This window comes from Christiangramia lutea, from assembly GCF_022489035.1.
GTDB classification, from domain to species: domain Bacteria; phylum Bacteroidota; class Bacteroidia; order Flavobacteriales; family Flavobacteriaceae; genus Christiangramia; species Christiangramia lutea.
In genome coordinates this window covers 254007-268832 of the sequence record NZ_JAKVTV010000005.1, presented here as the reverse complement: position 1 = coordinate 268832, position 14826 = coordinate 254007, and the positions used below count along the sequence as shown (strand labels likewise).

The 14826-nt window shown below is 34.1% G+C and carries 16 protein-coding genes; 15 read left to right on the top strand and 1 reads right to left on the bottom strand.

The window, feature by feature from the left end; all coding sequences use genetic code 11:
* Positions 1–485: 485 nt before the first annotated feature.
* A complete protein-coding gene (locus ML462_RS14640) occupies positions 486–800 on the bottom strand; it encodes a PKD domain-containing protein (RefSeq protein ID WP_240714571.1) in 315 nt (104 codons plus the stop codon).
* A 480-nt stretch (positions 801–1280) separates the two neighbouring features.
* Here ML462_RS14640 and ML462_RS14635 point away from each other — a divergent pair, with 480 nt between their 5' ends.
* The 15 genes from ML462_RS14635 to ML462_RS14565 all read left to right on the top strand — a co-directional run bounded on the left by ML462_RS14635 (position 1281) and on the right by ML462_RS14565 (position 14698).
* Positions 1281–2087 (top strand): CPBP family intramembrane glutamic endopeptidase, encoded by an 807-nt coding sequence (locus ML462_RS14635; protein ID WP_240714570.1) that lies wholly within the window; start codon positions 1281–1283, stop codon positions 2085–2087.
* A gap of 501 nt (positions 2088–2588) precedes the next feature.
* Complete coding sequence (locus tag ML462_RS14630; RefSeq protein ID WP_240714569.1) at positions 2589–3125, top strand: DUF4269 domain-containing protein; 537 nt, start codon at positions 2589–2591, stop codon at positions 3123–3125.
* Between the two features lie 31 nt (positions 3126–3156).
* Positions 3157–3690, top strand: coding sequence for a DUF1697 domain-containing protein (locus ML462_RS14625; RefSeq protein WP_240714568.1), 534 nt, complete (start codon positions 3157–3159; stop codon positions 3688–3690).
* A gap of 490 nt (positions 3691–4180) precedes the next feature.
* Positions 4181–4549 (top strand): hypothetical protein, encoded by a 369-nt coding sequence (locus ML462_RS14620; RefSeq protein WP_240714567.1) that lies wholly within the window; start codon positions 4181–4183, stop codon positions 4547–4549.
* A 120-nt stretch (positions 4550–4669) separates the two neighbouring features.
* Positions 4670–5020 (top strand): DUF2200 domain-containing protein, encoded by a 351-nt coding sequence (locus ML462_RS14615; protein WP_240714566.1) that lies wholly within the window; start codon positions 4670–4672, stop codon positions 5018–5020.
* Positions 5021–5380: 360 nt separating this feature from the next.
* Positions 5381–5659 (top strand): hypothetical protein, encoded by a 279-nt coding sequence (locus ML462_RS14610; RefSeq protein ID WP_240714565.1) that lies wholly within the window; start codon positions 5381–5383, stop codon positions 5657–5659.
* 877 nt (positions 5660–6536) lie between these two features.
* Positions 6537–7022 (top strand): DUF4440 domain-containing protein, encoded by a 486-nt coding sequence (locus tag ML462_RS14605; protein WP_240714564.1) that lies wholly within the window; start codon positions 6537–6539, stop codon positions 7020–7022.
* Between the two features lie 32 nt (positions 7023–7054).
* Positions 7055–7690, top strand: a complete 636-nt coding sequence (locus tag ML462_RS14600) for a DUF2306 domain-containing protein (RefSeq protein ID WP_240714563.1) — start codon at positions 7055–7057, stop codon at positions 7688–7690.
* Positions 7691–7817: 127 nt separating this feature from the next.
* Positions 7818–8489 carry a hypothetical protein gene (locus tag ML462_RS14595; RefSeq protein ID WP_240714562.1) on the top strand — a complete coding sequence of 224 codons (672 nt, stop codon included), beginning with the start codon at positions 7818–7820 and terminating at the stop codon, positions 8487–8489.
* Between the two features lie 179 nt (positions 8490–8668).
* The gene (locus ML462_RS14590) at positions 8669–9700 is read left to right on the top strand and encodes a serine hydrolase domain-containing protein (protein WP_240714561.1); all 1032 of its coding nucleotides are present in this window, start codon (positions 8669–8671) and stop codon (positions 9698–9700) included.
* Positions 9701–9870: 170 nt separating this feature from the next.
* A complete protein-coding gene (locus ML462_RS14585; protein WP_240714560.1) occupies positions 9871–11349 on the top strand; it encodes an alpha/beta hydrolase family protein in 1479 nt (492 codons plus the stop codon).
* A gap of 90 nt (positions 11350–11439) precedes the next feature.
* Entirely contained in the window at positions 11440–12432 is a 993-nt protein-coding gene (locus tag ML462_RS14580; protein ID WP_240714559.1) for a 2-hydroxyacid dehydrogenase, read from the top strand.
* A 208-nt stretch (positions 12433–12640) separates the two neighbouring features.
* Positions 12641–13267 (top strand): hypothetical protein, encoded by a 627-nt coding sequence (locus ML462_RS14575; RefSeq protein ID WP_240714558.1) that lies wholly within the window; start codon positions 12641–12643, stop codon positions 13265–13267.
* Between the two features lie 224 nt (positions 13268–13491).
* Positions 13492–14175, top strand: coding sequence for a class I SAM-dependent methyltransferase (locus ML462_RS14570; protein WP_240714557.1), 684 nt, complete (start codon positions 13492–13494; stop codon positions 14173–14175).
* Positions 14176–14230: 55 nt separating this feature from the next.
* Complete coding sequence (locus ML462_RS14565) at positions 14231–14698, top strand: GNAT family N-acetyltransferase (protein WP_240714556.1); 468 nt, start codon at positions 14231–14233, stop codon at positions 14696–14698.
* Positions 14699–14826 lie beyond the last annotated feature (128 nt).

Genomic DNA, 14826 nt, shown 5'->3' with positions numbered 1-14826 from the left:
GATCCAGGTCTCACAGAACTAAACGAAATTAAAGTAGAAAAAGAGAGGGGATTATCATTGTTGACGGAATCTCAAGTTCCCACGGTTCATGTAACCTTATTCCTCTCTTTTGTTCTTTCTGGTTATACCATCAAAATTTAGAGAAATTAAACTTAAGACGGTTCATCGCCAATAACAGGTATTGTTAAAAAAGTTTAACTTAAGAAGCCAGAAAACAAAAAAATATAGTGGCAAATCCGCGTCACTTAAGCCGCCAAAGGGAGATAGTCGAGACTGTTACAAGCAAGCTTTTTTGATATCATTTCCTGAAATAGATTGACTAAAAATTTAACAACTTTGTTACTTATAAGATGAACACACAATATCTAGTTTGTAAAAAAATTCTGCAAAAATAGGAAACCAATTCAGTGCGAGATAATTTGAGAGAACAAAAAGTTTGAGAATTTGAATAACCACATCTGCTCAATTTCTCTTAAAACAAATACTTATTCTACACTTATTGATCTTTCTTTTGTAAATGAGCAATTACTGCCACCTTCGTTGATTGCTACAGTTGCCTCGACTTTGTAGGTACCTGGAGAGGAATAAGTATGATTCGTAGTCAAACCTGTTCCCTCATTCCCATCTCCATATTTCCAGTTGACTCTGGAAACACTATATTCACCATTATATTCAATTTCCAATTCAACTCTTAAAGAATTTTCAGAATTGGGTTCATGTCGAATATGCGTAACACTGGATTCTCCTAGACAATCAAAAAAACTGTTAGCATCATCTTCACTACATGAAAAAATTACCAATACAAATAAAAAAAACCAAGTTGATAGAATTTTTCTTTTCATAGGTTAAAAACTTAATTATACTAAAAATAGGATTAATTTTACCAGACAACACAATTTTAACACATACAAGATTGTAAAACAAATATATACACGTATTAAAATCTATACCTAAACCTATTAAGTAAAGGTGAGAACTGGTGCAACAACGTCTCATCGCTAAAAGTCGGCAGCCTTAGAATAAATAAAATTAACCTGACCAACAAAACAGTATTAAGCCTAATATTCCGTGTTCCCTTTTCCGTACACCGCCTATAAAAAAGACCAAGGGCAATCACGTTTGTAACCATTTTTTTTATAGTTCGTCATATTCATGATTAACAAGTTTTTTTAATAATGAAAAATCACTTTTTAAATTCGAAAGAAAAAAGACTAAAAACTGGATGGCGGATTTTGATATTTTTAATAGTCTTCCTCTCCTTCTCTTCTCTAATCTTTCTTATGAAACCAATTTTAGGTGATATAACCAAAAGAGAATTTTTAGAAAATTACGGTTTGTTTATTGTTGCCATTTTAGCATTTGGTGCTACCATTTCTACTTTTCTTTGCAGGAAATTTTTAGATAAGAAAACCTTTAAATCATTAGGATTGAAACTTAATAAAAAAGCCGTAAGGGATCTGTTTTTTGGATTTCTTTTGAGTTTTTTTATGTCGGCATTATTTTTTGCTCTATTAGTAGGCTTGGGTTTTATAGAATTTGAAGGAGTTAGTTTCCAGAAACTCAACTTTAATAGTTCATTCAATTTCATTCAATTTATGAGTGTGATAACTATAGGATCTTTAAGCTTAATGCTTCTAGAACACATTTTCGTAGGATATTGGGAAGAATTGGTATTTCGAGGATACCTATTTCAGAATATGATTGAGGGAATAGGCCTGGGAATTTCCATCGTAATAACCTGTATAATCTATGGCTTAATTCATTTTATGAATCCCAATGCAACAATATTATCATCATTAATAATAGTGGCCTTTGGATTTTTAAGAATTTACGGTTATTTGAGTACCAAAATGTTATGGTTATCAATGGGAATGCATATAGGTTGGAATTTTTTTCAAGGTCCTGTTTTTGGGTTCGCAGCTAGCGGTCATAAAAAAGAAACACTCTTGAATCACAATTTTTTATCTGGTAAAGATTATCTCACCGGTGGAGAATTTGGGCCGGAAGGAAGTATTTTGATTATACCTATTTTGATTTTGGCCTTAATAATAATGAGATGGTATTCGGCAAAATTTTATAGAATATAGAAAAGCTAAATTCACTTACTGTTCATCTTTAATTAGTGGCAGCGTTAAAAAGAAAATATATAACTTTACCTGAGCCAGGTTTTCGTAATTATTTTGCCATTTTCTATTTAGGTTTATAGCAGTGATCAAGACCGCGTTTAGTATTTAGACGAAATTAAAAATCAATCTAATGGGACAGACTACCCTCATAATTGCTTTAATAATATTTGTAATAACCACTATCTTCTCCTGGATCATCTTAAAAAATTACAACAAAAAACAAATTGGTAAAAAGATGTCCAAACAATGGAATTCAAAACTTTATTTGTGGCAGGGTATCATTTTTTCAAGTACAGGTTTAACCTTTCTAATTATGTACCTTCTTAAATGGACCAAAATTCTGTCTTTTTAAACCCGTCATCAGTAAAAAACATCTTTCTTAAAAATTTCCTCACGGCGGACTAATTCTCTTGAGAAGTTAAAGGACAGGTATTTATTTTCATAATAAGGTTTAAATTAAATATGAGTAAAGACTTTAAAATTATTGATTATTTAAAACATGGGACTACCCGGCAAAAGGAAGTATTTGGAATATTTAAGAATCACTCGATAATGGAAAAACTTGAAGAATACTCTCCAATTTTAGTAGGGACAATACCTATTAACATTGATATTGACAATAGTGATTTAGACATTATATGTTTTGCAAAAAATTTAAATAGTTTTCTGGAATTTTTAAATAATAAATTTTCGAATGAAGACGAATTTATAGTTATCCAAAAAAATATTAAAGGCAGGCAATGCGTTTTGGCACGGTTCAGACTTGACAATTACGATTGTGAAATCTTCGGACAAAACGTACCTACCCATGAACAGGATGCATATCTTCATATGATAAAAGAATATGAAATTTTAGAAAAAGAAGGTCCTGAGTTTAGAAAGACTATTATAGAATTAAAAAGAACTGGATTAAAAACTGAACCGGCATTCGCCCAATTACTAGGTATAAAAGGAAATCCGTATTCTGGATTATTAAAATACCAGGCCCACATAAATTAAGGTTTAGTAATTATGATAATTAGAATTTAAAATGAAAAAAATTGCAATTCTAAGAGGAATAAATGTCGGTGGGAAAAGAAAAATCCTGATGGCAGATCTAAAAGCCCTATTCGAAAAAACGGGGTTAGAAAATATAAAAACCTACATACAAAGTGGTAATATCATTTTTAATTCAAACTCAAACAATTTCGAGTTAGAAAAAATATTAGAAAATTCCATTAGAGAAAGGTTTGGGTTTAACGTACCTGTAATTGTGAGAAATTCAGATGAGCTTCAAAATTCTATTACTCACAATCCATTTTATAATAAGAATGCCGATATAAATAAACTACACCTAACGTTTTTAAAAGAAAAACCAAGTAAGGAATATTTAGACGAGATCCAATCATTTAATTACGAACCAGATAATTTCAAAATCGACGGACAAAACGTTTTCTTATTTATTGATGGGAAATATCATAAAACAAAATTAAGTAACACCTTCTTTGAAAAGAAACTGAAGGTTGGAGCTACAACAAGGAATTGGAAAACTGTTTTAAAATTGATTGAATTAAGCAAAGACTAATTTCAAATTTTTACACCCATTACCGATAGATGAAAACCATTAAAAGAATGAATAAATTCTGAGTTAGCAAAAACAAATAACTTACTTCAGAAGGCGCCAACACATCCAACACTGATTAATAGACTTCTACTAATAGTATACCATGAAATAAGCCCTTGTGGCTGTTCAATTATAGAGTATACAGAGACCACACCAGATTGCATAAACTCAGAAATCTGAAGGGAACTCGGAAAAAGCATATTTGTTTATTGGTAATTCCGATCTCGCAATAAAATACTATCCCAGGTCATTGGTTCCGGAAAGTGAGAATATTCGACGGAAGATAACCCTGGAGAAACTTAGAAAAGATCATTGGTTATTGGAAATCCTGCTAAAAATCCAGGAATTATAAAAATTTATCCGAATTTTCATGCGCAACCTTTTCGGTTTAAAACATCTAATAAGTAATATTCGTAAATTTCTATCCATGAAGCTCAGCCCAAAAATTTTAATGTTATTTATAATCATTTCGATCTTAGGATGTTCTAAAGACGATTCCAGTAACGAAACAATACTTGTAGGGAATAAATATGCGAACCTTTTATTTGAAACCCGCAGGGAATGTGAAGAAGCCCAGGAGTTATATTTTATAAATTGTGCTCAGGTTATGGAGATAATAAATGAATCTGAAGTTGAAATTTATCTTACAGATATTCTTTATAGAACCAATTTTTATATTAAAAATAATAATCTTATTGTAGAATCCACTTCTTCAACTTACGAATTTTCAGAAGACCTGGTATTCCAGATTCTGGAAAACGGAGACCTAAAATTAGAAGAAGAAACATGGATAAAATTTGAAGGAGATTTTTATGAGTAATCTCTATCTCATAATATAGAGATCGCAATTGAAAGAATACAATTTCAACAGCTTTAGACCTCAACAAATAAAATTTCAAATGTAAATGAGTAAATTACAACCATAGTTATTTACTTAATTATGGAAAATCATAGAATCTATACAATGCCTTTTGCAAGTGTTTATCCGCATTACGTGAATAAGGCGGAAAAAAAAGGCAGAACAAAGGCTGAAGTAGATACTATTATATTCTGGCTTACGGGATATGACAGAAATACTTTTGAAAAGCATCTGGAGAACAAAACCGATTTTCAGACGTTTTTCCAGGAAGCTCCGGAGATCAATCCAAATGTATCCAAAATCACCGGGGTAATTTGTGGTTATCGCGTGGAAGATATTGAAGATGTGTTGATTCAAAAGATCAGATATTTGGATAAACTGATTGATGAATTAGCGAGAGGTAGGAAGATGGAAAAAATCATGAGAGCCTAGAATTTCAATCTCTTAATCCCCCTTCGGAATAGCACTCTAAATTAAATGTAAATTAATTAACCTCAACACTAAGCAGGTTCAAACCAACAACTTCGCATTGCCTCATCCCTATAATTGTCTTTTATTTTCAACTTATTGAAGTTCAATAATTACCAAATTGTGAAAACACCGTCCTTATAGTTTTAGCACTTTTTACGGTTTTTGGCCATCCAGGAATTAATTCTGAATAAAAGCCTCAGGTATCCTAACAAAGGCAACCACGGTGGAAGGAAAACATTCTATACCAGATAAATCCATAAAGTTTTAAAAATCCTGATGTTGAGGATTACAAGACTTTAAGGTTGTGATTGAAAAACTGAATTGTACAGAAAGTCAGGGAATAGAGATAGTTTGTATAAATCCTTTTTTGAATTCCCTTTGTTCGATAATAGCTCTGATTTTTCAATTTACGGTACGCTATATCCCAGCAATGTTAATTTGAAGGATTTCCTGAATATGATTTACAGCTCTCAAGAAAGGGATATCAAATTCTTTTGGATGACTTTGCTCATCATCGCAGCGATCACCACGAATGGTCTAGACAAGCTAGCAGTTCCAGGGATATTGAGATCATATCTATTACCAATGTTTGCTTCCTGAAAAGGGTGAACAAGCTTATAATTTCAGTTTATTTGATCCTGATGGTGGTTGAGATTACGTCGAAGCGGTAGAGGCCTACTATTTAATAACCTTTGATGCAGAACAAACAGACCTGAATCAGGAAAATCATGAATTTCGTAAGGAAGTCTACAATATTTTGAAATTCTTGACCGAAAAAAGATGGATGTTTTTAGAATGGAAGGTAGTCATTTTGCCAGCATTTATAATACCTGGCCTTAATTTCCTAAGGGTCATGAAAAAGATTCTTTCAGGTGCTATTGTATGTGACCACATATCCATCAATGTTTCAAAGAAAAAAGCGTGAAGTTATTCAAAAATATGATGTATTTGCTGTGGCATAAGGTGCAGGAAGTACTTTTGGAGATGCCCGTAAGCTAGTGGATGCAGCCGGAAAAAATTGAAGATGATCTACTATTTTAAAACAATTAATATGTCAAGACTTCTGGAAGGATATGAATGATCAGAATTTTGTGAAGTATCTAGCAGTTGGGACAGTGCATTTGCGGAAAAAGGTTGGAGCTCCCTTTTTCTATCGAACCTTGATAATTCCTCGCTGGTCAATAGATTCGGTAATCCTGACCTAAAATTCAGTACCGTTTCTACCCAAATGCCGGAAACCTTCTAATGCGTATAAGAGGTTCGCCAAACCTAAATTATGGTAATGAAATCTAGTGAAGACTTGGAAGAGTTCATGAAAGATCTGAACATAATACAATATTTTAATTTGAACCTTTCCATCTTTCCTCCTGCCTGATTTCAATTCTGTATTTTTTTCAAATAAACAGAGCTGCGAATAACTAAAACATCTAGTAATCAATTTTTTACATTAAATTGTAGGCATAAAAATCCATTTCAAATGAAAAGTTTCGTGACATTAATATTACTAGCTCTTCTTATTTCATGTGATCAACAACATGAAAAAACGGAAGTAAAGGAGAAAGATCCTGTGGATTTAGAAAAAGAACTCGCTTCTATTGAGGAAACCAGGAGCAACTTCGAAAAAGCAATAGCAGAAAAGCGTTATGCCGATCTAGGAAATTACTCGACTCAGGATCTAATAAGTTTGACACCTGTATGCGGAGAATGGGAAGAATATAAGAATATGATCGAGAATCCAGTTGGATCATTTAGTTACGATAGCATAAAAATGCAACCTAAAGAGACCATCGTGGTAAGTGATAGCATTGCCTATGATTTTGGAATCAGTTCGAGTTATTATACCAATTCTGAAGGTGAACCGGTAGAGATAAAAGCCTCTTTTCTGGCTATTCTCAAAAAAGACTCCAGAGATGGTGTTTGGAAGTTACATAGAGAAGTGGCTACTACCAATCTTGGAAAATGAATTAACCAAAAAACATATTGCAAATCCTGATTTTGAATAAGATACTGAACACTTCCAAATGGCTTCTCTTCGGCTCACTTAGCATTATGATTGGGCTTTACCCAATACTCTATTTTATCATAGACCGGCATTTTGGTCTGCTTTCATCAAAAAGCCAGGATATTTTAAATAATGTTACCTGGAATTATGCATTTTATGGTCATATTATTTTAGGTGGCGTTGCCTTGCTTATAGGCTGGACGCAATTCAGTTCAAGGCTAAGACGAAAGCATATTAAGGTGCATAGAACCATTGGTAAGTTATATTTATTATCAGTACTAATAAGTGGTTTATGCGGGATTTATATAGCACAGTATGCGACTGGTGGGATCACTAATGTCATAGGTTTTACTTTAAGTGCCCTGGTGTGGTTAAGTACAAGTATTTTAGCCTTTAAGGCAATTAGAGCAGGAAAAATCCAGCTCCATAAGGAATTCATGATTTACAGTTACTCCGTTTGCTTTTCAGCGGTTACCCTTAGAATCTGGTTACCACTTCTTATTTTTTTAACCGGAGATTTCATTTCGGCTTATCTAATCGTTGGTTGGTTAAGTTGGGTACCCAATTTAATTGTCGCTTATTTTATTATACTCCGAGAAAGAAATAAGCTTCAAACCCAGCCTATTTAAAAGAATGTATAAAATATTCGATTGCTTTTTTAAATAAAAAATAATTAAGTTCGCCAGGGAAAACAGACCACCGTCGTCTTTCTGCGATCGGGATTGTTATTAATAGGCTACTAAATTCACGGTTTAATTGCATAACAGATTTTTCACTTTAGGATTCGGGGAGCGTACTAAGTTTCAATTAAAATTGATCTTACTTACTTTACTTATTCTCACTCCTTTAATATTCCTTTCATTTCACTCCGGACTTTACTTTTTTGCCCCGATCTTTCTCTGGGCCTTTCTCTCAATTATAGCCCCATTTTTTGATATGCCTTCAATGATCAAAAGTGGTAAAATAACCTATCTGTCTTTATTTTTAATTGCTGAAAAAGAAAAGAATAATCAGATAATAATCCACGGTGGCACCTTATTCGATTATTATTTTAGTTTAGACCCTCATCAAAAGCCTAAGGAAAGGAAGCTGTTAATTTTGGCTGAATATCTAAGCGGAATTCTCAAATTGATCAATTCTAACCAGGATAATCCAGGAATAAATATTAAAGGAACCACCTATATTTTAAATGAAAGGACAGCGAAGAAAATTGGGTTTAAAGTTGAAAGACCAGATATGATCCAAAAGATCATTCTCGTATTGAATTACCCTAACCTTTTTGTCACAAAATCATTCGCAGAAAAAAAATTATCCTTTCCAAAACTTGGCACTACAAAAACCTACATTTCTGACATTAGAACTCTAAATGAAAACACAAAGAAAATCGAAAGGCTCAGGAATATTATAAGTGGCACTGGTATAGATTGATTGAATTCATTTTCTTATTTGAATACACAAATTTCAGAATTTCATGAATCGCAAAACTAAATTCCTTATTCGAGAAAAATAGATAAATTCACTAACCAAACCCTGAAAGTTGGATTAGTATCTTGATATTTAAAATATAATATTCTTCATAAATATAGTCGAAGTGGATTTCTTCATAAATGGATTTTAAAAAAAGAAAAAGCATACTTAGAGCATTGCTCGCAATAGGTACATTAGCTTCCCTATTCTATGTCCCATGGCCATTGGTATGGGCATGGATCCTTCCTCTACCAGATTCGATTCAAGCGCAACTGGACGAGGGTATTGATCATGGTTTTGATGGCATGATCGTGTATGTGGATCAGGCAGGGAAACCACCTGAATTCTATTCTGCTGGCTGGCATGACCGGGAAAATGAAATCCCTGCCAATCCTGAAGCCCTATTCAAGATTGCTAGTATTGGTAAGCTGTATCACGCTGTCGCCATTACGAAGCTGGTAAATACCGGACAATTGTCTCTGGATAAGAAACTTGCAGATTACCTTCCGGATTTGGTAGGTAGAATTGAAAATTCCGAAGACATTAGCCTTAGAATGCTGGTGCAGCATCGTAGTGGTATCCCTAATTATACTGATACGCCAGACTTTTGGGTGAAACCTCCTAACTCTAGCGATGAAGCCCTGCAACGAATTCTGGATCTTCCTGCTAATTTTGAACCAGGTGAAGAATATGAATACTCAAACACAAATTACCTGTTGCTTTCCCAGATCATTGAAAAAGAACTAGGCTATGATTCAAAACGCTATATCAGGGAGGCGATCCTTGATCCTCTTGGCCTAAAAAACACTTATTTTTCTATCCGTGAAATAAATATGGATGACCTCATGAGTGGCTATTATGTTGGTGTAGAAGAGGACATCAAATCAACAGATTATGGTTCTATGGTGGCTACTGCCAAAGAGGTAGGTGTCTTTCTTCGTGCTTTGAACAATGGATCTTTATTCGATGAAGGCGGAATTGAGATCTATTCCTCAATTTATGAATTTAATCATACCGGACTAATCCCGGGTTATCAGAGCATCGCAAAATATCATGAAGATATTGATACGGTAGTGATACAGTTTGTGAATACTACCAATTTCGATGGTTATACCTGGAACCTTTCAGAAATAGTATATAACAGAATTTTGAAGATCCTGAGAAAGGAATAAGATAGCATTATTCCCGTTCCTAAAAGATTTCCACTTCCTGAAATTCCATGAGAATTCCTAAAATCCGGAAATTATCGACAGATAACAATTTTAGCCCGGGATTCCACCTTGTTTCCTCTTAAAGTCCCTTCTAATTTTGTAAGAAAGCATTAATTCATCTAATTAACTTTATGAATATGAGGACTTTTGAGATTATCATCCTTTTGTCAATTTCCATCTTACCATTTATCAAGAGACCGGTTAAAAAACAAATCAAACCAATTTATATTCATATTTTCTTTCTAATCCTGTTAGGTTTACATTTGGTAATTGAGGGGTGGCGGTGGCAAATGTTCCCTGCCTACTTTCTACTCATCTTTTTAAGCTGGAGATTTAAGGTAATAGATCCATCCAGGTCTAAAAGTTTTTCTTTTCCAAGAATCATGGGATATTCAGCATTGTTGATCATTATACTAATTGCCTGGATACCTCCTATTGTACTTCCTGTTTTTTCTCTTCCGGAACCTGCAGGAAATTATGTAGTTGGTACAGAATCGATCTTTATTACTACCGGCAAGGATGAAATAATCACAAAAGATCCGTCAGATACAAGAGAACTATCGTATAAAATCTGGTATCCCAGTGAAACAGTAACAGAAAATTTAAAACCAGAGCAATATATAGATCCCGCAAGTCGAGCTGGTTTCGCCACTAAATATGGATTGCCGCCTTCATCTCTTAACTATCTAGACCTGGTTAAAACTCACTCTTTTTCGGAAATCCCGATAGCCAAAGGAAAATTCCCGGTTCTTATCTTTTCCCATGGTTACGGTTCCAAGGCTACTGGATATTATGCTTTACTGTCTGAACTGGCCAGCCAGGGCTATGTCATTGTCAATATGAACCATACTTACGAAAGTCTGGGAGTTACTTTCCCTGATGGCAGAAGGGCATTTTTTAATTATGAATATCAGAATGAGATCTCAGAAGGTTCTATGGACAGTGTTCAACCCGTTATTGAAGCTTTTAGAACAGGTCTTGATTTTGAAAAAAGACATGTAATCGTTCGAAATACCGTAAAAAACTATTTTGAAGATGAGATTCAGAATAGATGGGCAGAAGATATGATCTATACCCTGGATCAGTTAAAAAAATGGAATGCTGAAGGTTTTCTTAAAAATAAACTTGATTTGGATAGGATAGGAGTTTTTGGGCATTCCGTGGGCGGTGGATCGGCTGGGAAAGTAGCCATGAAAGATCAAAGAATAAAAGCTGCCGCGAACCTGGATGGGATACAATGGGGCGAAATGATAGATAGCACATACCCTATCCCCTATTTATATGTTTCAGCAGACTGGCCGGCAGATCATGAGGATATTAATTCTCATATTTATATCAATAAAAGTTCCGACTATTTCTATGAAAGCAAATTATTGAATTCAGGTCATCCGAATTTTATGGACATACCTTTTATGATACCGGTCGAATCCCTTTCCGGATCTGGAGAGATCGACCCTGGACTGGGTATAGAAATTGTTTCAAAACTACTTACTTCCTTCTTCAATAAACATTTAAAAGGAATTCCCGATGCCGATCCGGTAAAAATCAGTGATCAATATGACTTGCTGGAGTTAAAGACCTATAAAGATGCAAAGTTGTTATCATCATAAGACCTGTAACATTGTCAATTTTGAGGTGAATTAACTAACTTTATTTATTATAGTCTTCTGCCCTATTCTATCATCTCAAAATTATCAGGTATGAAAATAGCAGTTTTTAGCACAAAGCCTTACGATCAGGAATACTTCGAAAATTTCAATGATAAAAAGGATTTTGAATTTACTTTTTTTGAAACTTCTTTAAACCAGGTAACGGCAGACCTGGCCAATGGATTCAATGTGGTATGCGTATTTGTAAACGACCATATTGACGATAAAACAATAAAGATCCTTTCAAAAATCGGCGTTGGACTTATTGCTTTAAGATGTGCCGGTTTCAATAATGTAGATCTCGAATCTGCCAGAAAAAATGATTTAAAAGTGGTTCGTGTTCCTGCCTATTCTCCAGAGGCGGTTGCCGAACATGCTGTGGCTTTAATCCTTACTTTGAACAGGAAAACACATAAAGCATATAATAGAGTAAGAGAAGCTAATTTTTCACTGAACAAGCTTATAGGGTTCAATATTTATAAAAAAACGGTAGGCGTAATTGGTACCGGAAAAATAGGCTCAGCTTTTTGTAGAATAATGAAAGGCTTTGGATGTAAGATCATTGCATATGATGAATATAAATCTGAAGAAATGGAAAAAATTGGGGTCGAGTATAAATCCCAGGACTTGGTATTTAAAGAATCTGATATTATTTCCCTGCACTGCCCTCTCACTCCAGACACGAAACATATGATCAACCGGGATTCTGTGGAAATGATGAGCGATGGGATAATGATCATAAATACCAGTCGTGGTGCCCTTATAGACACAGCCGATATAATCGATGCTCTATCTCAAAAAAAGGTTGGATATCTAGGAATAGATGTATATGAACAGGAAGAAAATCTATTTTTTAAGGACCTTTCCGAAAGTATTATTCAGGATGATCTAATTCTGAGACTTATTAGCTTCCCTAATGTTTTGATCACTTCGCACCAGGCATTTTTCACCCAGGAAGCCATGGAGGAAATAACTAATACCACCCTGGATAATATTGAAGATTTTCAGCAAGGCCGAGCCCTGAAAAATGAAGTATTGCAATGATCCAGAATTGATCTGTCAGAAAAATTCATGTCAAATGTTTGGTAGTTGATATCAGAATTAAGGTTTAAAAAAGACTTCTTTTTTTATATCTCACCGTTCCAACTTATATTCACTTACCAGATATAAATAGAAAGCCATAATAAAGAAACTCTCATTACTAATTCCAGCCTTTATCATTTTCACGATCATAGGCACCATTAGCCATGAAATGGGGCATATTATCGTTGCTGAAAGTCTGGGCTATGATACAGAACTGCATTATGGAAGTATGAGTTTTGATACTTCAGCATTGAATGACAAACTGGATTCCATTTACGTTAAAAACCGGTATCAGATCGAAAATGATCTGCCCTACGAACAGAAAAAGCAATTCGATGAAACCTTTGCTAAATTAGTAAACGAGGGTGTCTTGGTAACCTTGGGTGGTCCCATACAAACAATTTTTACCGGAATAACTGGTTTGATCATCCTATTCGTTAGACGGAAGAAAATCCAGGAACAAGGATTAAAGTTGCCAGACTGGCTTGCTGTTTTTTTATCTCTTTTCTGGTTGAGAGAGGTTTTTAACCTATTTCATTCTATAATATTCGAATTAATCTATAAGGAAGAAAATTATTTTGGCGGTGATGAAAGGTACATTTCTGAATATTTTGGTCTTGGATCAGGAACATTACCAATCATTTTAGGGATTACCGGACTTCTAATAAGCTTATTAGTGATCTTTAAGGTCCTGCCTGGCAAACTACAGTTTCCTTTTATTTTAAGTGGTCTTAAAGGTGGAATCTCAGGTTTTATCTTTTGGTTTGAATTCCTGGGGCCGGTCTTATTACCCTAGATTTAGTTTGAACTAAAATACTTCTTCAAAAAAAAATTCCTTTTAAGCATATGATTTGAATTTACCTCTTTTAACCCAAGACCTAAAAAGAACTTTATTTAATACTGTAATTATCAAAGCATGTTCAGGCGTTTATCTATTCTGAATAAAAAATCAATTAATTAGAATTCAATGGTTTATAATTTTAATGTGTTATTTTTATAATTCAGCAAAGCAAAAACCAGATGAAGAATAGAGAGGACATAGCTTTAGAATTCAACGAGTTCTCTAAAAACTACACTAGTGATATGATTCGCTGTGTACCTCATTATATGGAAATGGTGGAGAGTTTTGTGAATTTTCTACCCGAAGAATTTAAGCCGAATTCAATTCTGGACCTAGGCTGTGGAAACGGTAATATTACTGCCCAGATTGTTTTAAGTTTCCCTAAAGCTACATATACTCTTTTGGATGCTTCAAAAGACATGATAGATCTTTGCCGGAAACAGTTTCAGGCTTTTGATATAAAATATGCCAACACCTATTTTAATGATTTTCAATTTCAGAAAGATCACTACGATCTTATAGTTGCCGGTTTTAGTTTACATCATTGCGATAACGATGAAAGACAGGAACTATTTAAAAAGATTTATTCCTCTTTGAAAGATGGAGGAATCTTCTCTTATTCTGATCTTATGATAAGTAAAAACAACCCGGAACATCCTGGGTTACTTCAGGAATGGGGCAATTTTGTAAACTCCAATTTTCCCGATGGAGAAAAATGGGCCTGGGTCATGGAGCATTACAAGAACTATGATAATCCAACCGATTTTACCGTTCAGTTAAAATGGCTTAAAAATGCCGGGTTTACTAAAATTGAGCTTCCCTTTAAAGATGGTTACTGGATCTATCTTCAGGCGGTTAAATGAAAACAGAATCACTCCTTCGAATCACTTTGCAATTAGTCTAAAATCATTTATCAATTTGAGATTTCAACAGGAAAATATTTTATCTCTAGAGCAAAAAAAGGAAATTCTGGATCTATGGAATAATGAATATCCTCTGAATCTGAACTATCAGGATATTTCCCAACTTGAGGATTATTTGGAGAAACTGAAGGATCAGCATCATCTTCTTTTACTGGATGAGAATGATAAGATTAAAGGCTGGTATTCAGATTTTATTCGGGAAGGTGAAAGGTGGTTTCTGGCGATTTTGGATCATAAATTTCAGGGAAGAAAATTTGGTAGAAAAATGTTAGAAATGGCCATGGAATCTAACTGCGTTCTAAATGGCTGGATCATACCCAATGACGATTATTTAAAATCGAATGGGGAATTCTACAAATCTCCCATTGGTTTCTACCAGAAAATAGGCTTTCAAATCCTGGAAAATATAAAACTAGAAACCGAGAAAATTAGAGCGGTAAAAATACAATGGAGAGATTCTTAAGATGTTTAACCTACGATCTGGCATAATTCATCCAGGGAAATTATCCATGAATGCAGGAGCAGGGTAATCAAAACACAATAAACTACAGTGCTTTAGCGATTTAACAGGGATTTGGTCTAAAAAACTTT

What these genes read in the sequence shown, in the direction of transcription:
- ML462_RS14580 (WP_240714559.1), top strand. Translation starts at nt 11,440, where the DNA reads ATGAAAATAGCAGTTTTTAGCACAAAGCCTTACGATCAGGAATACTTC.
- ML462_RS14605 (WP_240714564.1), top strand. Translation starts at nt 6,537, where the DNA reads ATGAAAAGTTTCGTGACATTAATATTACTAGCTCTTCTTATTTCATGT.
- ML462_RS14615 (WP_240714566.1), top strand. Translation starts at nt 4,670, where the DNA reads ATGGAAAATCATAGAATCTATACAATGCCTTTTGCAAGTGTTTATCCG.
- ML462_RS14590 (WP_240714561.1), top strand. Translation starts at nt 8,669, where the DNA reads ATGGATTTTAAAAAAAGAAAAAGCATACTTAGAGCATTGCTCGCAATA.
- ML462_RS14625 (WP_240714568.1), top strand. Translation starts at nt 3,157, where the DNA reads ATGAAAAAAATTGCAATTCTAAGAGGAATAAATGTCGGTGGGAAAAGA.
- ML462_RS14635 (WP_240714570.1), top strand. Translation starts at nt 1,281, where the DNA reads ATGAAACCAATTTTAGGTGATATAACCAAAAGAGAATTTTTAGAAAAT.
- ML462_RS14630 (WP_240714569.1), top strand. Translation starts at nt 2,589, where the DNA reads ATGAGTAAAGACTTTAAAATTATTGATTATTTAAAACATGGGACTACC.
- ML462_RS14585 (WP_240714560.1), top strand. Translation starts at nt 9,871, where the DNA reads ATGAATATGAGGACTTTTGAGATTATCATCCTTTTGTCAATTTCCATC.
- ML462_RS14575 (WP_240714558.1), top strand. Translation starts at nt 12,641, where the DNA reads ATGGGGCATATTATCGTTGCTGAAAGTCTGGGCTATGATACAGAACTG.
- ML462_RS14570 (WP_240714557.1), top strand. Translation starts at nt 13,492, where the DNA reads ATGAAGAATAGAGAGGACATAGCTTTAGAATTCAACGAGTTCTCTAAA.
- ML462_RS14620 (WP_240714567.1), top strand. Translation starts at nt 4,181, where the DNA reads ATGTTATTTATAATCATTTCGATCTTAGGATGTTCTAAAGACGATTCC.